Source organism: Robertmurraya korlensis NBRC 107688, from assembly GCF_001591645.1.
Taxonomy (GTDB): Bacteria; Bacillota; Bacilli; order Bacillales; family Cytobacillaceae; genus Robertmurraya_A.
In genome coordinates this window covers 239609-261672 of the sequence record NZ_BCVH01000001.1, presented here as the reverse complement: position 1 = coordinate 261672, position 22064 = coordinate 239609, and the positions used below count along the sequence as shown (strand labels likewise).

The window sequence follows — 22064 nt, the reverse complement described above, 5'->3', positions numbered from 1 at the left end:
TTTCACCTCGGTCACTCAAAGAAACATTATCTATATTTTTTCAAAAATATGCACTTTTGTCAATTTTTCTTTTATATGACTACCTTTAATAAAAATCATTTTGCTTTTGCTGCTCTTCTTCCACCAATAATTGAAGATCGTAAAAGGTAATTTGTGTAATCGGATATTCCTTTTTTTCTTGAAAGTTTTTAGCAGTTTGCAATAGATATTTCGGACTTCCGTCTCTTTCTTCGTCATACACAAGGAGCAATGAATCCGTTTTTTGGATGGCAAATTGATTTTTTAACCGAAATTGGGACGGACTATCGTACTTCCTTTTTGTGACTGAGTCTACGTAATCGGCCATTTGTATAATTGATTGATACCACTCCTTATTTTTATCACTCCAATTACTTTCTTGTTCTAAAAAAGGGGTGACTATGGCTAGTTTTAAATCCGGGAAATCCTTTTTCCTGAGTTCAACTACCACTTCAGCTGCCCACATCTCTACTCCTAGTTGACCAGATACCATTACCCATTCTAGTCCTTGGTCTAACAGCTGTAGAAGAGCTTTTTTTATAGCAAGTTTAATGTATACAACCCCAGGATCATTTTCTTTGAATATCCCTAACTCGCTGGATTTATAACCCGAAATGTAAAGAACCTTTATCAAATGTGTAATCCCTCTTTCAAGGCCTTATTTATGTAACAAACAAGGGCTTATACTTAAGCCCTTGTAAAAGTCATTTATTATCTTCTGAAAAATGGTCCAGGTGCTGCTCCAAAGCCAGGTGCTGCCGGCGCTCCTCCAAAGCCAGGTGCTACTGGTGCTGCCCCAAAGCCAGGTGCTGGGAATGGTCCTGGAACAGGACGAGGTGGTGCAAAGCTTTGAGTATTTGTCACTTCAGTTACAGTAGACTGTGTTTGAGGGAAGAAATGTTGGTGTTCATAGTTAATGTGATTCACAGTTGTTGTATGCTGAGGATGAATATGTGGCACCACATTATTTGAGAAAGTATGATTTACACAGCATTTTGTTGGGTGAACAACAGCAGGCAATACATTAGTAGGTCCGCAATGTTTATGCATATCCTAAACGTCTCCTTTCGAATAGTGTTATTTGTGCTTTACATTAACAGCCTATGATAAAGGAGTCCATCTTGTACTAATGCAAATACCTATTTTCTATTCTTTTCTTTTTTTAAACCCAAAATTACATTAGTGTATAAAAACTTTCTTTTAAGTTTGTGAAAATAATCGCAGTTAAACAGACAACAAGAAAAAACATAAACAAAATTGCTTTATACATCGAATTCATCCATCTCCACTTTTTATTCTGTTATTTATCACTCAATGATACATTTTACCTTCTAAAGGAAGGGGAGACAACAGCAAAAAGGCGGATTTTGTCGATTATTTTTTTACATTTTTGTTACAATATTTTCTCGTAATTCTTTCCAGCCGCTTTTCGATATCCATCATTTGATCTTTCTTACTATCACAGCGTTTTTCAAGTAATATTTTTGCATTTTGACTATAGTAAAGTGCCTTCTCATAGTTTCTTTTTTTATGTTCATACCATTTGGAAAGTTCGAGCGAGGAGTCAAAGGCAATCTCGTCATCGGCTACATTCGACAAATTCAACCAAACATGACTAGCTGCCTCATAATCCTTCTTCTTTTTTAATTGCAAAGATAGCTGCCATCGAGATTTGTATGCTTCCATACTTTCCCCAGATGCTAATTGTGTAAATGTATTCTCAGCAGCCGAATCTTCTCCAAGATAGGAAAACCATCGTCCGACCTCAAAGGCTTCTTTCACGGTTTGATTTTGATCAATTCTTAAAATCTGAAAAGTCAAATGTGTATACAAACTAATAAGAGAAAGAATATCTATCTCGTTATGTTTCATAATTCCAAGCATTCCTTCAGGTTTTTGGGTTTCTACAAAATCAAAATAAATCATCGGAGCCAAAAAGCCGGGAACATCATCAACTCTTTGAATATCAAGAATTTCCTTTTCAACGATTGATAGCTTTAATCTTTCTAGCTTATGCTTCCATATTCTTCGAGAAGCATGAAACAAGTCAAAATGGCCAAACAAGGGCAGATTTGGAACATGATCCTTTAGTAAGGTATGCCTGGTCTTTACTTGTGGCCAATCAAAAGCTTTTCCGTTATACGTGACAAGAGTCGTATAATCAACCTTTTCAAGAAAACTAGTATACAAAGGAATTTCACTACCTGGACGAGGCAGGATATGCTGTCTTAGAACAAAATGATTGTCCTCTACCGTAGCATGTCCAAGAAGAAAAATCGTATTTCCTACTCCCCCTCCAAGTCCAGTTGTCTCTGTATCGAAAAAGAACAACTGCTCTGGTAAAAAACCTTTAGAAGAAAGTGGATGTGAGATATTTGCTTCATTCCACGCATTTACAGCATCAATAAAATCTCCTAACTGATATCTGCCATGTTGGTGATCCAATGGGTACTTTACTTCTCTTACAAGGCAATAGTCATCACCTAAAAAATATGGAGTAACTCCATTTTCCTTCCAATCACTTAAAAATGGAATCTCATTGGTTGTCTTTAAGGGTAGAGGCCTTGAACTCTCTTTTGATTTCTCAGGATTAGATAGATGCGGTTTTAAACGATTTAGCTTATTTTTCAGACTCAACTGACTCTACCCTTTCTTACTGCATATTGAAACATATTTAATATTTTCAAGCAGTCATTCTTTGCCGTTTCCCCCGTAGGATCGGTTCCGATACAAGACGGACAGCCCTGGTGACAATGACAGCGGGTAATCATTGCTTTTGCCTCATTAATAATAACTTCCATTCCTTCATAGATCTTCTCGCTTAACCCAATTCCACCTGGATACCGGTCATAGAAAAACAGCGTCGGTTTTTCATTATGTACCGCTTTTACCTGTGGAACGACATGAATATCTTGTGGGTCGCACATGACAAATAAAGGAGCGATATGTTTGAATGCATGAGAAATGCCAATTAAGCCTTGATCCAAACGTTCGTCTGGTAGTTCAGTAGCGCTTTTGTCAAGAGAAATCCATGCTGAGCTTGTATGTAGCTCCACTTCAGGTAAATGAATCGGTCCAGATCCTATATTCTCATGTGTTTCAAATTTGATTTTTTTAAATATCGTTGCTTTAGCTAATACACTAACATCCCCGTATGCAACCTCTACAATAGAATTTTCCCTTTGCTTATCAAGCTCTAATACTTTTAATTCGACCGCTAAATTGGCATCTGTGAAATAATCAACGGCCACCTCACGTACGAATGCCTTCTTTTCCTCCCAATCGAGCTTTTCCACTTGAAATTGGGTTCCTTGATGCAAATAAATGGCCTCTTCATGAAGTAAGGTCATACTTGAGAATAAATCCATTTCTCCTATTACACGGGCTTTAGAAACATCTGAGTGGTCAATAATAACAACATTATCTTGTGAGGCCGAACGTAAGCTAATGTTGTGAGCAGGGAATGAGTCATTCATCCAGTAATATTTCTCTCCATTTTCAAATAGAACACGTTCCTCTACTAAATATTCTAGTAGCTCTTCGATTTCTGTTTCTCCAAAATAGTCACCTTTTTTAAACGGCAACTCATACGCTGCACACTTCAAATGGTCAATTAGAATAATCAAGTTATCTTTGTTTATTCGGGCTGTTTCAGGGCTGCTTGAAAAAAAATAATCAGGATGTTGGATAATATATTGATCCAGCGGACTAGAGCTCGCAACAAGAATGACTAACGACTCCCCATGCCTTCTCCCAGCTCTTCCTGCTTGTTGCCATGAGCTTGCAATAGAACCTGGGTAACCGGTCATAATACAAACCTGCAGTTGACCAATATCCACTCCTAATTCCAAAGCATTTGTACTTACAACACCATAGATATCCCCATTTCTTAGCCCTTTTTCAATCTCTCGTCGCTCTGTAGGCAAATATCCACCTCGGTACCCTCGAATCGCCTTTGGCCCGAGCTGATACTTTACAAGCTCTTTAAGATAAGTTAATAAAATCTCTACCCTTACTCTACTTTTCGCAAAAACGATGGTTTGAATTTTATTTTTTAATAACGTACGTGCGAGATTCCTAACCTCTAGCGTTGCACTCCTTCGTATATTCAGAGGTTTGTTTACGATTGGAGGGTTATAAAAAAGAAAATGCTTTCTGCCGCTCGGTGCGCCGTTATTATCAATTAGCCTCATCTTCGTTTCTGTCAACTGTTCGGCTAACTCAAGCGGGTTAGCAATTGTCGCAGATGTGCAGATAAAAATCGGATTGCTTCCGTAAAATTGACAGATTCTTTTCAAACGCCTTATCACATTTGCGACATGACTTCCGAACACTCCTCGATAAATATGAAGCTCATCAATGACAACAAATTTTAAATTTTCGAATAACGATACCCACTTCGTATGATGAGGGAGAATGGCCGAATGTAGCATATCTGGATTGGTAATGACAACATGTCCAGCCTTTCTGACTTTTTCTCTTATGTTTGCAGGAGTATCTCCGTCATAAGTGTAGCTATTAATTTGAAGCTCTGTTGCTTGAATTAACTCATTAAGCTCACTTTTTTGATCCTGAGCTAGTGCCTTTGTAGGAAAGATATACAAAGCTCTTGAATCCAGTGATTCGATAATCGTTTGGATAACTGGGAGATTGTAACAAAGCGTCTTACCAGAAGCCGTGGGTGTAACTGCTACAACACTTTCTCCTCGTCTAATCGCCTCATATGACGATTTCTGATGTGTAAATAGCCTTCCAATCCCTCTCACCTGTAATGCTCCTTTTAAGTTAGAATGGAGGTCATTAGGTAGCTCAGAGGTTTTCGCTTCTTTTTCTTCTATTGTATGCCAATGCACGATTTGATCTTTAAATGCTTCATTATTTTTCATCTCAACGATAAGGTCTTGTAAACTTTTTCTAACCTTCATGTCTAGATCACCTCTATACCTAATCATACCGAATAAACGTTCGTAATTAAAGGTTTGTTTAAAAATAACAACGATTCCCAACAACCTATACTTTCAGCTTTGGATTTTTGGTAAACTAGTAACTAGGTTAATGCAAAGATTGAGGTGCGTAGTAATGAAAAGTCCTGAAATAAAAAAGGTATTATCTGACTTCGCCTTGTTTCGAAGTTTAGATGAAAATGAGCTTCAAAAAATTGTTGATATATCCATTTCAAGAGATTGGAATCGTGGAAGTCATGTCTTTATGCAGGATGATCCACTTGAAAACGTATATTTTATCCACTCTGGCAAAGTTAAGATTTATAAAAGTGATATAAACGGGAAAGAACAAATCGTTGCTATTTTAAAAAAGGGTGAAATGTTCCCGCATGTTGGCTTCTTTCGTCAAGGTGGATACCCGGCTTATGCAGAAGTAATGGAGGCTACTACCTTAGTTGTCGTTCCAATCTTACCTTTCGAAAAGGTCCTTATTGAAAATCCCACACTTTGTATTAAGGTGTTTAATGTACTAAGTGAAAAAATAGTCGACCTTCAAGATCGGTTAGAAGCACAGATACTTAATAATACATATGAACAAATTATTAAACTTCTTATCCGCTTAGCAAAATTACATGGAAGGGAGACAAATGGGACGTTCACGTTGAATAGTGAATTTACAAATAAAGACTTAGCAAATATGATTGGAACAACACGTGAAACCGTTAGCCGTACGCTCACAAAAATGAAAAAAGAGGAACTTATTGAAGTTGATAGCAATGGTAACATGACCTTTGTACTCAATGATTTACTCGAAGAATTAATTTAATTATAAAGGCCGCATACTTGGTGTATGCGGCCTTTTTCTATTCTCTAAAAAGGATGAACCGCCTATAGACGAATTGCATATTCTGTAATGGAGAAATCCTGTAGAGAGGGGTATCTAGCATGTCAAATAATTTACCAAATAAGCCAAATCGTAACGATCGTACAGAAAAGTTTGGAGAGATTGCAAAAGCGATGAATGACTTTTTTCAAGAGCGACCAGTCAGAGGGTTTTTACAAAGCATCGACGAGTTCTTCAACCTTCCGTTTGCCACCTTTCCAGTATCTGTGAAAAGCTACGACCGCGAGCACCACATCGTTGCAGAACTCCCCGGTATTAAAAAGGAACAAATTAGTTTAGATGTCCTTAATAACACGCTAACAATTACAGTAAAAAATGGCGAAGTTATTATAGAAGAAGATGATATTCATAAGGTTTATAGTAGAAAAAATAAAATGCAGCAAATGAGTCGGACGATTACTTTGCCACAGCCCATTAATGAAAAAAAAGTAAAGGCCTCCTACCATAATGGCTTGTTAACAATTATCGTCCCGAAACAACCTGGAAAGAAGATCCATATTATTAATGATTAAGCAGTCTTCATGCTGCTTATTTTTTTCTTGAAGTAAAAAAAGGTATAGGGTCACCCTATACCTTAAACATCCCTCCAAGTCCTTTAACCATCGATGACACTTGAGTTACCGCATTCATCATCTGTCCAGCTGTATCGACCATTTTGTTTACGTCAAAGGTCCCATCCTGTGTTTTAAAAGAGTTCATTACTGATTTCATCCCAGAGGGCGGTCGCGGTATAGCAGACTGCTTCGGATAAGGATGCGAAAATGGTTGATTATACGGACTATACGCAAATTGATTTTGATATGGTATTTCAGGTTGTTGAAGAGGGTTTTGGAGTACGGCTTCAGACAGTTTATGTTTCTTTTCTTGTTGGTATGGCTGATTTCCCTGATAAGGATAATCAAATCCTTGTCCCTGAAATCCTATTCCACCGTATGGGTACGCCGGGCCATAGAATGATTCATTAGGAAGATAATTATAACCGTTTTGAACCGGTCCTCCGAAGTTCATGGCACTGTACATAGGGTAATTCATAGATGGTTGCAAGTAGTTGGCGTATGCCTCAGGCCGAGTATGGATTGCTTCATTACCCCAAAAATACGGGTAGGCTTCATTTATTATCGGTTGTGCTTGTTGACGATTATAGATAGACCGTTTATGTCTTTGACCGAACAAGGGCACACAACTCCTTTCTCATATTCATTGCTATAATTTATGTTTCATTCGCCTAGATGGTGAATAAAGAATAAATTTTTACTATAAATCACCATTTTTGTCTAACGGTGTCGGAAGTCTCAATTTTAAAAAAACAATAGATACGGTCTCGGCATGATACGATGATAGAGAAGAGAAACAACTAATATAAAGGGGGATTTCAGTGAATATTCAAGAATTAAAAGACCATTTTCAATCCATTAAAAAATACGAAGCACAAGATGTGAACGAATTATTAGATTTTGTTAAGAAATGCTATATTTATAATGAAATAACAACTTGTGAGTACCGTAATCTTGTTTATGAACTTGAAACACTAGGTGCCAAAACCCCTGAGCTTGAATCATCTTTATAAATTGCCACCCAATATTAAATAAAAAAAATAGCACCTCTCCTATATGGCGAGTGTGCTACTTTTTATGTCTGATACTTATCTATATTTGCACGTAGTAAGGTTAACACGAACCTTACTGATTGAAGGTAGTTGATAAACCTTGTTCGGCTCGTCTCAGGGTAAAAGGCTTGGACAGAAATCATCTCCATTTGTTCGGCAGCTGAATCGATTTGACTCTCATGAAGATTTTTCGGTCTATTCTTCACTATCCAAATAGAGGCTTCCTTTTTCCACAGATCCACAGCCTCTTTTACCTCGTCAGCAAAAGGTTTCACTTGTGTAAAAAAGTCACCCTTCTCACCAGACATTTTTACAGAAAGAAATTTATCCTCGATTTGTCTTGTATATTCGTATAAGCTTTCATTTAAATTTACTAGTATTGATCGGTTTTCCATGCTGCAGTGCTCCTTTATCACATATACCCCTACTATAAAGGATAACGAGGAAAAATAAAAATTTAAGCAGTCGTTCTTTTATGTTGTCGATCTTTTGTAGACTTGTTTTGGGCTAAATTAAATTTCCCCTCTAGTATATAATAGTGATTTTCTGTTTTCCATAAGCTTTTTTCTTGTTTCTTTAACAACTCAGCTTCTACATCGGGTAACTTAAAATCAATAGACTTCTCTAATTCCTCAAGCTCATTGTGTATTTCGGATAGCATTTGTAAAATATCTGACTTTAGAATCATCGAACATCCCTCCAAGAAAATTTTCCAGCTCCATTTATATCTCTTAGATACTTATTCTTTGTCTTCTTCTAACCTCCTTCCCTTATGACAAAACTAGAAGCAATTCGGCAAAAGAAGGTAAAATTTTTGTTTCTCTTAACTAGGTTTCGACATGAATGAAAAAATGGTTGATGAACCAAACTAATCTCGGAGGTGGTAACAATGAAAAAAAGAAATGGAAGTAATGAACAGGAAAATAAACAACCAAAAAAGCTTGAAGAAACGAAACCTGGTTACGGAGATAAAAAGCTTGAGGGTATCGACCGTCCTTCAACATAAAGGCATAAAAGCAAGAATCATTACGATTCTTGCTTTTTATATACGTTTATTAATACGAAGGAGCTTATAAAGCATAATACATACGCGAATTTGTTTCTGCTTATGCAAGTACCAATCAGTCATTCTCCATGGATGCTGGTGGATTATTTCCTGTTTAAACCATTTGTTTCTTACACGGCGGTGTTTTGTCCACTCATTAGGTAAATGGATATGGTGTTTCATCACCGGATACGTTTCTCTTAATAAGGGCGTAGCTCTTTCTTTAGTATTTATATATTGTTCATAATCATACCTTGAACCAGAATGTGCAGTTGTTTTTGCAAAGTGAAAGACCTTCCCAAATACTTCGGGAGCAAAAAGAATATCAGCAAGTCTTTTTCCAAGATTAATTCGGTTATCCACCTCTTGAAAGCCATAAACACTTGCTCCATAAAGCTCTCCCTGGCAAGTAGGAAACACTACTGCACTAAAATGGAAGTAATCCTGTAAAGCAAAGAGAATAGAGTGAAACACTTTTTTATAGTAGATAGGATGTTCAATTACTGGTTTTTGAATAACATTTTGTTCATTGATAATTAGTGCCGTCATAAGTCTTCGTTTATTCTTTTCCCTCCAATAATACTCCCATTCATTAATCATAAAGGGTGAAACATTAAAATATCGTAATAAGTGAAACATTGGCGTATTTAGATTCGTCGAATACTCATATAGTAACAATTGGGGATAAGCATCTTGAAATATTAACCAGTTTGCTCGCTCATAGGTTAAAAACAATTGCTTTCTAGTTTCTTTTTTTAGAATTTGAGAGAACCACTTGCCTTCTAAGTCACACATGTTCCAGCCGGCATTTCTTGAAACCATACTCGCTAAAAAAGACCATAAAATATCGGAATGATTTAAAAAAAAAGTAAAATACGCATCCGTTCTTGAAATATTGTCTCTATTGTTCGAATCAACTTTTTGCTTAATGTCTCTAACTAGCTGTTGGTCATCTATATATACAAAGGAATTATTAATTTTTTTTACTCCCTTCTATCCTGTCTTACGTTATAATTCGTTAATCAATAGTTTTTATTCCCCCTAACTGGGGCCAATTTGGTATGATAGTGTAGTTAAAGAGGTGTTAGGAAATGAATATTCACTATCCAAATGGAAGAAAATTTATGAGTCCACTGAGTACTAGCCAAACAGTGAAAGCACGAAAAGACCCAACCTATAGCAACCGAGGAATGACGTTAGAGGAGGATTTAAACGAAACAAATGATTATTACTTATTAAATAATATTGCTGTTATTCACAAAAAACCAACACCCGTTCAAATCGTTGAGGTAAATTATCCAAAAAGGAGTGCTGCTGTAATCAAAGAAGCCTATTTCAAGCAGGCCTCAACAACCGATTACAACGGCGTTTATAAGGGGAAATACATTGATTTTGAAGCTAAGGAAACAAAAAACACCACTTCCTTCCCCCTTCAAAATTTTCATGATCACCAAATTCAGCATATGAGAAAAGTGATACAACAAGGAGGCATTTGCTTTGTTATTCTTCGATTCTCAAGTACAGAAGAAGTATTCTTATTAGAGGCAGAGCAATTGTTATCGTATTGGGAGCGAATGATAGAAGGAGGTCGAAAATCAATTACAAAAGAAGAGGTACTTTCGACAGCACATCTTATATCACTTGGCTTTCGCCCTAGAATTGACTATATTAAGATAATAGATTATCTTTATCATCTTTAATTTGGCTTATTCATAAATAGCCAAGCTTTTAGTAAGAAAGGAAGGAAACAATATGGCAGAGCAATATCAATCAAGAGAGGAGCGCCGCAAACAGCTTGAGAAACAAAAACAATCAAATAAGAAAAAAGGCAAAAAGCCTGCTAAAGGATTGTTTATGAAGATTTTCCTTATCCTTGTTGCACTAGGTATTACAGGGATTGTTGTCGGCGCAGCTACATTTGCATATATGATTAAAGACACTCCAGAGCTTGATGAAAAGCTTTTAAAGGATCCTATTTCCTCCCAGGTATTTGATATGAACGGGGATCCATTTACGGAGATAGGTTCTGTGAAAAGAGATTACGTAAATTATGAAGATATACCGGAAACGGTAAGGGATGCCTTTATTGCCACTGAAGACTCTCGCTTCTTCAAACATAATGGAATTGACTTAATCCGTTTAGGCGGTGCGGTTATCGCGAACGTTACGGACGGCTTCGGTTCAGAAGGAGCTAGTACGATTACGCAACAGGTGGTAAAAAACTCCTTCTTAACTCATGAAAAAACTCTTTCACGTAAAGCACAGGAAGCATGGCTCTCCTTCCAGCTTGAACAAAAATATACGAAGGAAGAAATCTTTGAGATTTACGTGAACAAAAACTGGATGGGTAGTGGCGGACACGGTGTGGCTACAGCTGCGGATACCTATTACCATAAAACCTTAGATGAGCTTACATTAGATGAAGCAGCATTATTGGCTGGTTTGCCACAGAGTCCAGCAAATTATGACCCTTTCAAGTATCCTGAAAAAGCAAAAAAACGTAGAGATATAGTTCTTTCATTAATGAATCAACACGGCTATATTACTAAAGAAGAAATGGTCGCAGCACAATCCGTTGATGTAACTACAGCACTTGTACCAGAAGACAAGCGTGAGACCAATGGAGAAATTGCTCATGACTCCTTTGTAGGACAGGTTATTAAAGAAATTGAAGAAAAATATCCTGATCTCGATCCTTTTTCTGAAGGACTAAAAATTTACACGACATTAGATAAAAGTGCTCAAGACTATGTAGAACAAATTTTAGATGGAACTGAAATCGTTGAGTTTCCAGATGAAAAATTCCAAGCAGGAATTACCTTGCTTGATACAAAAACAGGAGCGATTCGAGCTCTTGGTGGTGGAAGAAACCAAACACAAACATTTGGATTTAACTATGCCACTGACCCTAGACGTCAGCCGGGATCTACGATTAAACCCGTTTTAGACTACGGTCCTGCGATTGAATACTTAAATTGGGGAACATACCATACGTTGGTTGATGAACCATACACGTATTCAGGTGGTCAAGAAATTAATAACTGGGATAACAAGCATATGGGCTCGATGACGATGAGAACAGCCCTTGCCCTTTCTCGTAATATCCCTGCATTAAAAGCAATGCAGGAGGTTGGACTAGATAAATCAAAAGAATTCGGTGCGAAGCTTGGAATACCTGTAAGTGAGTTAACCGAGTCCTATTCGATTGGTGGTTTAGGTGGAGCAGATAAGGGCGTTTCTTCCCTCCAAATGGCTGGGGCATATAGCGCATTTGGAAACAATGGCTTTTACACAGAACCTTATTCCGTTGTTACGATCGAACTTCGTGACGGAACAAAGCTTGATTTAAAACCCGAAACTGAAGTAGTTATGAAGGATTATACTGCCTTCATGATCACAGACATGCTAAAGGATGTTTTAACCTACGGTACGGGTTCTCGTGCAAGAGTAGACGGCCTTGCAGTGGCTGGTAAAACGGGTACGACAAACTATCCATCTGCTGAAAGAAATAAATACGGAATACCTAATAGTGCGGTTCCCGACTCTTGGTTTGTTGGATATACCACCAACTACACAGCAGCCGTCTGGACAGGATATGATGATCGTACGAAAAATTGGCTCACTAGTGATGAGCAAAAAATCTCACAATATATTTTTAAAAACCTTATGACTCACGTGTCACAAGGGAAAGATACCCCTGACTTTACGGTGCCTAGCAGTGTAGAAAAAGTACGTATTGAAAAAGGTACGTTCCCTGCTAAGCTAGCGAGCCAGTTTACTCCTAATGATCAAGTAATTATTGAGTATGCGGTTAAAGGAAGTGCTCCAAAGCAAGTATCTAACAAATACGATAAGCCTGCAGCACCAAGTAATTTAAAAGTTACTCTCGATGAAGCTACGAAGGAACTACTTGTTACTTGGGAATACAACGGTGACAATGTGGAAGGTGTTCAATTCCAGTTATATGGATCCTTAAATGATGGTGGAGAACAACTTCTAAAAACCACAGCAGAGAAGCAGGTTCGCTTAAAAGCTGAAACACCAGGATACTATACCTTTAAGGTCATTGCCGTTCGTGAAACTCAGCTAAGTGAAGCAGCAACTACAACCATTGAGGTAAAGATTCCACAAGAGGAAGAACAAGAAGTGGAAGATGACGAAACCGAAAATGGGGAAGAGACCGAAGAGGGAACAACCGAAACGGGAGAAACAGGCGGTAATACGAATACTGGAAACACAGGTACCGGAACTGGAAATGGCAACGGGAATACTGGTACTGGTACTGGAAATACTGGAAATCAAGGCGCCGGTAACAATTAATATAAAGGCATCTTTAGAATTTTTCTAAAGATGCCTTTTTTGCGTATAGCTTTTCCAATTCTTTAAAGAGCTCCGCTAACTGTTTAAATGAGTGAAAGGAGCCCTTTCTTCCTTGAATAAAACTCAATCTTTCTTCAACATTAATGGGCTTGATTACTAGTTTGTTGGTAGGAATTATTTCAAGTGTAGGGTCCATATTGTTTACTAATTTTAATATGATATAAAACAAAGAAAATCCTTTATCCATTAGCTCAGAGGTTTCTAGTTTTTCTCTTATTTTATAAAGTTCCTCAAGCCGTCTCTCTATGTTTTTCCACTCTTGAAATCCTTTATGAATATCATTTTTGCTCATGGACAACCAACTGCCCTTTCATTCTCTTTTTTCCTTCACGGCATAAGTCCAATAAAGGACAGCTTGGACACTGGGGATTTTGTGCCTTGCAATGGTATCGGCCAAAGAAAATCATTCGATGGTGGGTTAATGACCATTCATCCATTGGTACTTTTTTCATTAAAGTTTTCTCAACTTCTAACACGGAGTCTTTCCAGCGACAAATCGCCAGTCTTTTACTTACTCTTTCTACATGAGTGTCAACTGCAATGGCTGGTACACCAAAAGCAACAGAAACGACTACGTTGGCGGTTTTTCTACCGACACCAGGGAGATTTGTCAGCTCATCCCGATCCATTGGTACTTCTCCATTGTATTTATCAATTAGAAGCTGTGATAGCTTTTGAATATTCTTTGCTTTATTGCGAAAAAGGCCAATTGACCGAATGTCGTTTTGTAGCTCTTCTAGCGGAACTTTTAAGTAATCTTCAGGAGTTTTATATTTTTCAAACAAAGATTTTGTAACCTTATTTACTAGTACATCCGTACATTGGGCAGATAAGGCCACTGCAATAACCAGTTCAAAAGGATTCGAATGATTTAATTCGCAATGGGCTTCAGGAAACATTTCTCCCATCTTATCTAAACAAAATCTGATTTGCTCTTTATTTAGCATATCATCCACTCAACTTTCAAAAAAATTGTAAAAAAAAGAGAGACTCTGCTCTCGTGCACGATTTTTTATTGCTCGAGCCAATTATAAAATGGAATCGGCTCAGTTTTATTTTCTGGACGCTCAATCTGTCGGTTTTTCGCCTGTGATTGGTGTGGTCTAAACCTTTTTCCATAATTTTTTGCCTGTTCAACCGTTTTAATTCCGTTCTTTTTCCACTCAAAAAGAATCCGATCAATATATCGGAAATTCAACTTACCTGAAATAACAGCTTCCTTTAATGCTGCTTTGATAATAACGGGGTCATGCCGATCATCATCCATCCAGAGCGCAAGAGTCTCACACTCAAATGGTGATAATGGTCTACCAAATTCCTGTTCAAAGGAAGTATATACATCTGTTTCAACGGTTTGTTGCTCCAAAACAACTTTGGCTTTTTTCTGTTGTAGAAAGACATCCAATAGCTTATCCCATAGCGGATCTAGTGAGTATTTTTCAAATCGAATTCCTTCGCTTGAATGACCATCTTCAATTTCAATTAGTCCTTTTTGGATAAGTCGACGAAGCATTTCAGAGCACTGAGTGCTTGTAATGGTCATTAAAGAAGATAACTCATTTGGGGTTGGAAAACTGTTGCCTCTTTCGGTGAAACTATATACTTGAATTAATAGCATTAATTCTGTTTCGTCAATATTTAAAAGCTTATAAGAAGTAATAAGTGCATTAGGTAATGTGGTATTCCCTAATTTCAGCCATTCAATCATGTTTTCTTTCATTCAAGACACCTCTCCTTTAGTATAACATGAAGAGCCTTTATCAGTAAGGACCTTTCACTGATTGCCAAATATATACCAGGAGGGATATGTAATTACTTTGTCATTCACTTAAAACGAAAAAAAGCTCGCCTTAGCGAGCCTTTTTCATTAAGGATATAAACGATTTAACAAACGAGGGAATGGAATCGTCTCTCTAACATGCTCGACGCCACTAATCCACGCAACCGTTCTTTCTAAACCAAGACCAAATCCTGAATGCGGCACAGAACCAAATTCTCTTAACTGTAAATACCATTCGTAAGCTTCTAGTGCTAATCCATGATCCGTTAGGCGTTGCTTCAAAAGTTCATAATCATGAATACGTTCTGAACCACCGATAATTTCTCCATATCCTTCTGGTGCAATTAAATCGGCACATAAAACAACATCGCCACGGTTAGGGTGCGGCTGCATATAAAATGGCTTTAGGCTTGTTGGATAATGTGTAATAAACACAGGCTTATCATAAGCCTCGGCAATAGCGGTTTCATGTGGAGCACCAAAATCATCACCCCAAGAAATATCCGTGAACCCCTTCTCATGTAAGAAATGAATCGCATCATCATAACTGATTCTTGGGAAAGGCGCCTGAATTTTTTCAAGTTTTTCAGTATCTCTTCCTAATGTCTTCAGCTCTAATTGGCAGTTTTTCAAAACAGATTGAACAATATGTGACACATACTGTTCTTGTACTTCTAGATTTTCTTCAAACTCCACAAATGCCATTTCAGGTTCAATCATCCAAAACTCAATAAGATGTCGGCGAGTTTTAGATTTTTCTGCACGGAATGTTGGACCGAAAGAGAATACCTTTCCTAACGCCATCGCTGCAGCTTCCATATAAAGCTGACCACTCTGAGAAAGATACGCATCCTCATCAAAGTACTTTGTTGCAAATAATTCCGTTGTTCCTTCAGGGGCACTGCCCGTTAAAATCGGAGGATCAACTTTTGAAAAGCCTTGTTCATTAAAAAATTCATATGTGGCACGGATAATTTCATTACGAACCTTCATGACCGCATGTTGACGCTTCGAGCGTAACCAAAGATGTCTATTATCCATCAAGAACTCTGTTCCGTGCTCCTTTGGTGTAATTGGATAATCAAGCGATTGATGAATTACATCAATTTCTTTTACTTGTAGCTCGTACCCAAATGGGGAACGCTCATCCTTTTGTACCGTTCCGATCACATATACGGACGATTCTTGCGTAATTCCTTTTGCTTGCTGAAAGACTTCCTCAGCTACTTCTGCTTTAACAACAACACCTTGTATAAAGCCTGTCCCATCACGAAGCTGAAGGAAAGCAATTTTCCCACTAGAACGCTTGTTAGCAATCCAAGCACCAATTTTCACATCTTCTCCAACATATTTGTGAACTTGCGAAATAGTTGTTTTATTCACGACAATTTCCCTCCAAAAATCTAAAAAGAAGCTCAAGTATGTATAAAATATTTGTTTTTAATACCTATAAATAAGTATCAACTTCTCTTTAACAGTTTAAACTTCGTTTCGAATGCATAAAGTCCCATCTCATTATACAATTCGACAAATCGACTATCAAGTCTGTAACAAAGAAAAACAGAATGCGTAAGCACCCTGTTTTCACTATATTAGGACATTTTACTTTCTACAAAGCTTTTCATACGTCTAATGGCTTCTTCTAATTGATGTAATGAAGTCGCATATGAAAGACGGATATTATCAGGTGTCCCGAAGCCAGAACCTGGTACAACCGCAACCTTTGCTTCTTCAAGCAACCCTTCAACAAATGCATCGACTGACTCATAACCGGAAAGCTGAGCCGCTTTGCTCGCATTTGGGTATAGATAGAATGCGCCTTGTGGCTTTACACATGTAACGCCAGGAATTTGTAATAACTGTTCAAATATAATATTTAAGCGTTCTTCAAAAGCCTTCTTCATTTCTGTAACAGGTTCCTGTGAACCATTATAAGCAGCAATCGCACCAAATTGAGCAGTGGTCGTAGGATTTGAAGTACTATGACTAGCAAGGTTGGTCATAGCACCAATAATTTCTCGATTTCCGGCTGCGTACCCAATTCTCCATCCGGTCATGGAATGTGATTTGGACACACCATTAATAATGATTGTTTGCTCTTTTAACTCAGGAGACAATTGCGCAATGGAAACATGCTTATTCTCTCCATATACAAGCTTTTCATAAATTTCATCAGAAACAATTAATACATTTTTTTGTAAACAAATTTGCCCTAGCTCAAAAAGCTCCTTCTCTGTATACAGCATTCCGGTAGGATTACTTGGAGAGTTAATAATCACTGCCTTTGTCTTTTCTGTAATTGCCTCAGATAATTGAGCAGGTGTGATTTTAAACTCATTTTCTTCAAGTCCATCGATATAAACTGGTTCTCCCCCAGCTAACTTTACTTGCTCCGGATAACTTACCCAATATGGAGTTGGGATGATCACTTCATCCCCCTCGTCTAAAATAACTTGAAAAAGTGTATAAAGAGCGTGCTTAGCTCCATTCGTAACAATAATTTCTTTTGCTGTGTAGTCAATGCCTTGATCTTCTTTAAACTTTGTTGCAATAGCAGAAATAAGCTTAGGAAGACCTGCAGAAGGTGTATACTTTGTATGGCCTTCATTCATTGATGCAACTGCTGCATCAATGATATGCTGCGGTGTATTAAAATCTGGCTCACCAGCACCTAGTCCGATTACATCGTGACCTTCTTCCTTTAAAGCTTTTGCCTTTGCTGTAATCGCTAAAGTAGTAGATGGTGTTAATGCTTTTACTCTTTTCGCTAATGCAAATCCCATTTTCTTTGCCTCCAAAAAAAAGTTATAAGTTCTTTATTTCTCTAACTTCTTCCCCTGTTTCAAAATCAATGTAATAGTAGTTAATTTTATCATTGCTTGAGCGATAGTAAATTTCCCATAGTGGATTGTTTTTTTCTATGCCTAATCTAACATCTATAATTTGGTCAGGAGAGACTTCATTAGATAAAGTATTAATGGCTTCAGACTTTGTGATACCTTCTTTAGCGGGTAAGACTACAATTTTCCCACCTTTTTCAGGAATCCAAGCAATCAACTGTTCGCCTTCTTTGTTACTGCCTTCGATAACATAATACGCTTTTGAACCATGGTATAGGGAAAACTCTGTAATATCAGTTATTTCTGTTTTTTCCTTAACTATTCCTGTAGCACGACTTTTGGCATCAGCAATTGGCTCAGTAGCGTTTAAATATATTTTAATCATAATTCCGATTAGGATGGTTATTCCAGTTATAGCAATCCAAAACCACTTCTTCATGAACTTAGCACCACTTTATGTACGATAAATTGTAAATACTGCTTTTGAGGAATCTTGTTGATCTAGAGCTAGGCCGAACATTAAATTCTCTCTCTTTAATGTCCGATTTAAGGCATCGACCACCTTATAAAGGTCTGATGTATACTCCACCTTTACAGTCGATAATACCTCTATTTTACTTTCCACTACATATTTCACTCCATTCTCTAATATTTGTTAGCAATAGCTTTTGCACTAAAAGGTTACACTATATTTAAGTAACCTCTTATTTTCTTACCAAACATTATAACAGCTTTTGAGCGATTGATATTAAATTTTTTTCTAGTTCACACACAATTTTCCGCGCTATATAAGCGCGGACTTTTTTATTCCTCTGATTTTGAAATAGAAATGATTTCATAATTCGATGGAGTGAATTTTATTGTTAGTATTCCGTGCATTTTTGTGTAATGAACATCAAGCCATATATCTTGAAGCAACTTTAATATATCTTGGTGGGGGGTCATATATTTAGATTGAAATATGACAGCCAATTGAGGGTCCATATGCTTCAATAATCGCCCATTTATAGAATTCTCTATTGCAAATTGTGGAATTTTGACAATGTTTACATTAGAAAGGTCATGCTTTAACAATGTACTATGTGAATCTTCGGTCATAGAGGTAAGGATGAGAAACCGGCTACTTTTATAGGTAAAAGATAAGTCCAAACCTTCCCCAGTGGAAGCACCATTGTATAATACTTCTACTTCTAGATTTTGGACGAGCATTTGCTTTGTTCCCTGTGCCCAAAGATGGATCCCCATATCCTGTATCTCATTACTTCCCGTTTTTATCGTTTCTATTTTTTCTGCAATTGATTTGCTTGTAATGACCTGCTTTACATCATAAAATTCCGCAAGCATATTTAAGTTTCCAACATACCCCTCTTCTGAGCTTGTCAAAATAATGGTTGATATATGACTAACGTTATATAACTTTAAAATTCGTTTTAATTCTTCTTCCGTATCCTGATGACCCGTATTAACTAATATATTTTCTCCCTGCCCATTTTGTATAAGGGTTGCTTCTCCATTTGTTAATGGAAGAAAAGTAACAGCTAATTCGTCTTCTTTTAAGTTGAGGTCAATGCTTTCTACTTCTGCAGGTACAAATGGAGAATCCGCAGGGATGTAGTACCAATTTGCTAAAATCATACAAATCGTAAAAATTAGGCTCATATCTGTCCCCCCTAATACTCTAAATTTTAGTTTGTGATGTTTAAGAAAATTTATCCATTTAGGGGGATATGATTTTAAAGCCAATCTTCAATTATGTTTAACATTTCGTTAATATCCAAGGTTTTTACTGGAACAGTAGGAATCGATTTCAAAAATGCTTTCCCATAAGTAGTGGTTACAATTCGCCGATCGAATATAATGACAAATCCTCTATCCGTCTTCTTTCTAATTAGCCTTCCAAAACCTTGCTTAAATCGCAATACTGCTTCAGGTAATGAATGCTTAGAAAAAGGATTTTGTCCCTCTGCTTGTATGATTTCGCTCTTTGCTTCTGCAATCGGGTCGTCTGGAGGTGTAAAAGGCAATCGAACAATCACGAGGCAGCTAAGGGCTTCTCCTGGAATGTCAATTCCCTCCCAGAAACTGCTCGTTCCTAATAAAATCGATTTTTCAAACCGCTGAAAATTTCTTGTCAGTCTTGATCTACTCCCACTCGTAATTCCTTGTGCAAAAAGAACATAGTCATCCAATAAGCCACTTTCCTTAATGAGATCATAGGTTTTCCTTAACATGTCGTAGGAAGTAAAAAGGATTAGCATCCTTCCCTTTGTCGCTTCCGCTATGGAAATAATATGTTCTGTAATGGCAGCCACATAATCTGACAAAGGGACCTTGTTTATTTCCGGTAAGTCATCCGGAATTAAAACTTGAACCTGCTCCTTATAAGCAAATGGAGAAGGAATATGAAGCGTACTGCAATTTTTTTCCTCCAGTCCTAACGAATCCATAACAAAATCAAAGGACTGGTTAACTGTCATAGTAGCGGATGTAAGTACTGCACTTTTTTTCTTGTCAAAGAAGTTCTCCTTTAACAGTCTAGAGATACTAACAGGTTGAGAATAGATAGACGTTAAATTCTGTGTTGCTCTTGCATCCATTTCAATCCATGTAACTTGGTTAGATAAGGGTTTGATAATAAGATTCTTTATATGACTTCGGATCTCTTCAATCTCATCTAAGAACGAAACGACCTCGTTCATCGTTATTCTTTGATGATGATCAAGTGTAAGCTGTTGGCTTTTAACAAAATCCACCCATTTATTTAAGCTGTCATATAAATCCTTTAACAAAAACTGACATCGTTCAGCAGAAGCAACCGCCGAACTCCACTCTTTCGCAGATTCATCATGGGATACTCGTTTGACTAGTCGTTGGTTCCCCTTTTTAGCGCTCCTCTTAACAAAAAGTGCAACTGCTCGAAATAAATCATCTATTTCAAACTGAAGCTCTACTATCATTTCGTTGATTTGAAAAGAGTGCAGAAGCTTATGATTATCTTCTATTTGAGTATTTTTAAAGATTTGCTCGAGCTCATAAAAAGTTTGCCTCTGATCTATACTGCCAAACTGACTTAGCAGCATACGCAGTGACAAGTAATCAATTGATTGATTAAAACTCTTACCTACCGCTTTTTCAAAATGATGAGCTTCATCAATAATGACGTATTCAAAAGGAGGAAGAATGCTATTCTCGGCATTCAAATCAGCCATTAATAATGAGTGATTCGTAATAATAATCTTTGCCTCATTCACTCGTTGTCTAATAAGAAAATAAAAATCGTGAGATAACCATGATCGATCCTTTACGAAGGACGAACTATCATTTTTAATACGATTCCAGTATAGAAGACCTCCACTTGACAGGTTCAGTTCCTCATAATCACCTGTTTCTGTGTGTGTAAGCCATACTAAAATTTGCATCTTTGTTAAGCTAGTGTCGTAGTTATCTTCCTCTTCATATAAGGTTTGATGAAACTTTTCTAAGCTTATATAATGGTGTCTACCCTTTAAAAGTACTACCTCCAGTGGGAAGTCTACCATTTTTTTTAGCAAAGGGATATCTTTAGTTAGCAGCTGTTCTTGAAGTTGTGTCGTGTAAGTACTAACGACGATTTTATTATTTGTGTTGTTGGAAAATATGGCTGATGGTAACAAATAAGCCATTGATTTTCCAACTCCTGTCCCAGCTTCTATAAGAGCGTGACGCTCATTTAGAAACGCTGAATACACATGATCGAGCATTTGAACCTGTCCATCCCGCTTCTCATAGTCATTAAATGCCCTGAGAAACATTGCTTCTATTTCTTCGGGCGTACTTGGATATATTCCTTGTGCAGAATGTTGAATATTTTCTATCTCTTCTTTTTTTCTTAATACAAGACCATGAAATATCTCGAGTTCCTCAGGTATCACGTCCCTTGTACTGGACTTTCCTAGTACATACTCATCTAATAACAACGAAATATCACTTTTTAATCCCCCTGCAAGCCTTAAGAGCTGTCTTAAGGTGACTTCAGGGAGTTCTCGTAACAATTTAATTAATATGAGAAACAGCTCAGCTGTTACGTAAGCATCACTATCAGCCTGATGGGGACGATCATGAGCTAGACCTTCTTTGGTTGCAAGATCAGTTAGTTTAAAGCTATCAGCAGTTGGAAAAACAATTCTTGAAAGCTCTACCGTGTCGATAACGGGTCCAAAAAAACCTTCATACCCTGAGTTAATTAACTCCTCCTGAAGAAAGGAAAGGTCAAATAAAACATTATGAGCGACAAAAAAAGCACCATCAAGCAACTGTAAAATTTTTGGTGCAATTTCAGAGAAAGTCGGTGCGTCCTTTAACATGTCGTTATTAAGACCTGTCAATTCCTCGATAAAAAGAGGGATGGGTTTATCTGAACTCACCAAAGAAGAAAACGTTTCTTTGATTTCCCCGTTTTCGACCACTACAGCGGCAAATTGAATAATTTTATCTCCTTTTTTCGGAGAATTTCCTGTGGTTTCTAAATCTACTACTACAAAACGATTTGTCATTCGTCACACCTCGAAC

General features: G+C 37.3%; 22 protein-coding genes. 5 read left to right on the top strand and 17 right to left on the bottom strand.

The features are described 5' to 3' along the window. Window positions 1–85: 85 nt before the first annotated feature. From BKO01S_RS01300 to BKO01S_RS01285, 4 genes are all read right to left on the bottom strand, one after another. A complete protein-coding gene (locus tag BKO01S_RS01300) occupies window positions 86–649 on the bottom strand; it encodes an SLOG family protein (protein ID WP_198158760.1) in 564 nt (187 codons plus the stop codon). Between the two features lie 80 nt (window positions 650–729). Beyond that, entirely contained in the window at window positions 730–1068 is a 339-nt protein-coding gene (locus BKO01S_RS01295; RefSeq protein WP_066047674.1) for a CotD family spore coat protein, read from the bottom strand. A 324-nt stretch (window positions 1069–1392) separates the two neighbouring features. Further along, window positions 1393–2655, bottom strand: coding sequence for a ribonuclease H-like domain-containing protein (locus BKO01S_RS01290; protein WP_066047672.1), 1263 nt, complete (start codon window positions 2653–2655; stop codon window positions 1393–1395). Beyond that, window positions 2652–4943: a DEAD/DEAH box helicase gene (locus BKO01S_RS01285; protein ID WP_066047669.1), complete on the bottom strand. Its 2292-nt coding sequence runs from the start codon at window positions 4941–4943 to the stop codon at window positions 2652–2654. Before BKO01S_RS01285 ends, BKO01S_RS01290 begins: the two co-directional genes overlap by 4 nt. Window positions 4944–5097: 154 nt before the next feature. Here BKO01S_RS01285 and BKO01S_RS01280 point away from each other — a divergent pair, with 154 nt between their 5' ends. After that, complete coding sequence (locus tag BKO01S_RS01280) at window positions 5098–5787, top strand: Crp/Fnr family transcriptional regulator (RefSeq protein WP_066047667.1); 690 nt, start codon at window positions 5098–5100, stop codon at window positions 5785–5787. A gap of 119 nt (window positions 5788–5906) precedes the next feature. Beyond that, on the top strand, window positions 5907–6377 hold the full coding sequence (locus BKO01S_RS01275) for an Hsp20/alpha crystallin family protein (protein WP_066047666.1): 471 nt from the start codon (window positions 5907–5909) through the stop codon (window positions 6375–6377). A gap of 55 nt (window positions 6378–6432) precedes the next feature. On the opposite strand, the gene BKO01S_RS01270 is transcribed toward BKO01S_RS01275, so the two are convergent. Continuing rightward, a complete protein-coding gene (locus BKO01S_RS01270) occupies window positions 6433–7038 on the bottom strand; it encodes a YppG family protein (RefSeq protein ID WP_066047665.1) in 606 nt (201 codons plus the stop codon). Between the two features lie 202 nt (window positions 7039–7240). Here BKO01S_RS01270 and yppF point away from each other — a divergent pair, with 202 nt between their 5' ends. Continuing rightward, entirely contained in the window at window positions 7241–7432 is a 192-nt protein-coding gene (gene yppF / locus BKO01S_RS01265) for a YppF family protein (protein WP_066047663.1), read from the top strand. A gap of 62 nt (window positions 7433–7494) precedes the next feature. Here the strand turns inward: yppF and BKO01S_RS01260 are convergent, their stop codons facing one another. The 3 genes from BKO01S_RS01260 to BKO01S_RS01250 all read right to left on the bottom strand — a co-directional run bounded on the left by BKO01S_RS01260 (window position 7495) and on the right by BKO01S_RS01250 (window position 9446). Continuing rightward, window positions 7495–7866, bottom strand: coding sequence for a YppE family protein (locus BKO01S_RS01260; protein ID WP_066047661.1), 372 nt, complete (start codon window positions 7864–7866; stop codon window positions 7495–7497). Between the two features lie 62 nt (window positions 7867–7928). Next, on the bottom strand, window positions 7929–8159 hold the full coding sequence (locus BKO01S_RS01255; protein WP_066047659.1) for a hypothetical protein: 231 nt from the start codon (window positions 8157–8159) through the stop codon (window positions 7929–7931). A gap of 354 nt (window positions 8160–8513) precedes the next feature. Then, window positions 8514–9446, bottom strand: a complete 933-nt coding sequence (locus BKO01S_RS01250) for a DUF2515 domain-containing protein (protein ID WP_232311158.1) — start codon at window positions 9444–9446, stop codon at window positions 8514–8516. Window positions 9447–9607: 161 nt separating this feature from the next. On the opposite strand from BKO01S_RS01250, the gene recU reads away from it, so the two are divergent. Next, window positions 9608–10216, top strand: a complete 609-nt coding sequence (gene recU, locus BKO01S_RS01245) for a Holliday junction resolvase RecU (protein ID WP_066047655.1) — start codon at window positions 9608–9610, stop codon at window positions 10214–10216. A gap of 52 nt (window positions 10217–10268) precedes the next feature. Beyond that, complete coding sequence (locus BKO01S_RS01240; protein ID WP_066047653.1) at window positions 10269–12836, top strand: penicillin-binding protein 1A; 2568 nt, start codon at window positions 10269–10271, stop codon at window positions 12834–12836. Between the two features lie 13 nt (window positions 12837–12849). Here BKO01S_RS01240 and BKO01S_RS01235 read toward each other — a convergent pair whose 3' ends face one another. The 9 genes from BKO01S_RS01235 to dinG all read right to left on the bottom strand — a co-directional run bounded on the left by BKO01S_RS01235 (window position 12850) and on the right by dinG (window position 22048). Then, window positions 12850–13188 carry a YpoC family protein gene (locus tag BKO01S_RS01235; protein WP_066047651.1) on the bottom strand — a complete coding sequence of 113 codons (339 nt, stop codon included), beginning with the start codon at window positions 13186–13188 and terminating at the stop codon, window positions 12850–12852. After that, a complete protein-coding gene (gene nth, locus BKO01S_RS01230; RefSeq protein ID WP_066047649.1) occupies window positions 13175–13843 on the bottom strand; it encodes an endonuclease III in 669 nt (222 codons plus the stop codon). Before nth ends, BKO01S_RS01235 begins: the two co-directional genes overlap by 14 nt. Before the next feature lie 65 nt (window positions 13844–13908). Continuing rightward, window positions 13909–14616, bottom strand: a complete 708-nt coding sequence (locus BKO01S_RS01225; RefSeq protein WP_066047648.1) for a DnaD domain-containing protein — start codon at window positions 14614–14616, stop codon at window positions 13909–13911. 147 nt (window positions 14617–14763) lie between these two features. Next, window positions 14764–16059 (bottom strand): asparagine--tRNA ligase, encoded by a 1296-nt coding sequence (gene asnS, locus BKO01S_RS01220; RefSeq protein ID WP_066047646.1) that lies wholly within the window; start codon window positions 16057–16059, stop codon window positions 14764–14766. Window positions 16060–16268: 209 nt separating this feature from the next. Continuing rightward, window positions 16269–17459, bottom strand: coding sequence for a pyridoxal phosphate-dependent aminotransferase (locus BKO01S_RS01215; RefSeq protein ID WP_066047644.1), 1191 nt, complete (start codon window positions 17457–17459; stop codon window positions 16269–16271). A 22-nt stretch (window positions 17460–17481) separates the two neighbouring features. After that, window positions 17482–17955, bottom strand: a complete 474-nt coding sequence (locus BKO01S_RS01210) for a cell wall elongation regulator TseB-like domain-containing protein (RefSeq protein WP_066047642.1) — start codon at window positions 17953–17955, stop codon at window positions 17482–17484. A gap of 15 nt (window positions 17956–17970) precedes the next feature. Continuing rightward, a complete protein-coding gene (locus BKO01S_RS23750; protein WP_084361899.1) occupies window positions 17971–18141 on the bottom strand; it encodes a YpmA family protein in 171 nt (56 codons plus the stop codon). A gap of 179 nt (window positions 18142–18320) precedes the next feature. Beyond that, entirely contained in the window at window positions 18321–19175 is an 855-nt protein-coding gene (locus tag BKO01S_RS01205; RefSeq protein WP_066047641.1) for a ComEC/Rec2 family competence protein, read from the bottom strand. Between the two features lie 74 nt (window positions 19176–19249). Beyond that, window positions 19250–22048: an ATP-dependent DNA helicase DinG gene (gene dinG, locus BKO01S_RS01200; RefSeq protein WP_066047639.1), complete on the bottom strand. Its 2799-nt coding sequence runs from the start codon at window positions 22046–22048 to the stop codon at window positions 19250–19252. Window positions 22049–22064 lie beyond the last annotated feature (16 nt).

Excerpts from the sequence above, each read along its gene's own strand:
- BKO01S_RS01295 (WP_066047674.1), bottom strand. The coding sequence starts at position 1,068 with ATGCATAAACATTGCGGACCTACTAATGTATTGCCTGCTGTTGTTCAC.
- BKO01S_RS01285 (WP_066047669.1), bottom strand. The coding sequence starts at position 4,943 with ATGAAGGTTAGAAAAAGTTTACAAGACCTTATCGTTGAGATGAAAAAT.
- BKO01S_RS01280 (WP_066047667.1), top strand. The coding sequence starts at position 5,098 with ATGAAAAGTCCTGAAATAAAAAAGGTATTATCTGACTTCGCCTTGTTT.
- BKO01S_RS01275 (WP_066047666.1), top strand. The coding sequence starts at position 5,907 with ATGTCAAATAATTTACCAAATAAGCCAAATCGTAACGATCGTACAGAA.
- BKO01S_RS01260 (WP_066047661.1), bottom strand. The coding sequence starts at position 7,866 with ATGGAAAACCGATCAATACTAGTAAATTTAAATGAAAGCTTATACGAA.
- BKO01S_RS01255 (WP_066047659.1), bottom strand. The coding sequence starts at position 8,159 with ATGATTCTAAAGTCAGATATTTTACAAATGCTATCCGAAATACACAAT.
- recU (WP_066047655.1), top strand. The coding sequence starts at position 9,608 with ATGAATATTCACTATCCAAATGGAAGAAAATTTATGAGTCCACTGAGT.
- BKO01S_RS01240 (WP_066047653.1), top strand. The coding sequence starts at position 10,269 with ATGGCAGAGCAATATCAATCAAGAGAGGAGCGCCGCAAACAGCTTGAG.
- BKO01S_RS01235 (WP_066047651.1), bottom strand. The coding sequence starts at position 13,188 with ATGAGCAAAAATGATATTCATAAAGGATTTCAAGAGTGGAAAAACATA.
- nth (WP_066047649.1), bottom strand. The coding sequence starts at position 13,843 with ATGCTAAATAAAGAGCAAATCAGATTTTGTTTAGATAAGATGGGAGAA.
- BKO01S_RS01225 (WP_066047648.1), bottom strand. The coding sequence starts at position 14,616 with ATGAAAGAAAACATGATTGAATGGCTGAAATTAGGGAATACCACATTA.
- BKO01S_RS01215 (WP_066047644.1), bottom strand. The coding sequence starts at position 17,459 with ATGGGATTTGCATTAGCGAAAAGAGTAAAAGCATTAACACCATCTACT.
- BKO01S_RS01210 (WP_066047642.1), bottom strand. The coding sequence starts at position 17,955 with ATGAAGAAGTGGTTTTGGATTGCTATAACTGGAATAACCATCCTAATC.
- BKO01S_RS01205 (WP_066047641.1), bottom strand. The coding sequence starts at position 19,175 with ATGAGCCTAATTTTTACGATTTGTATGATTTTAGCAAATTGGTACTAC.
- dinG (WP_066047639.1), bottom strand. The coding sequence starts at position 22,048 with ATGACAAATCGTTTTGTAGTAGTAGATTTAGAAACCACAGGAAATTCT.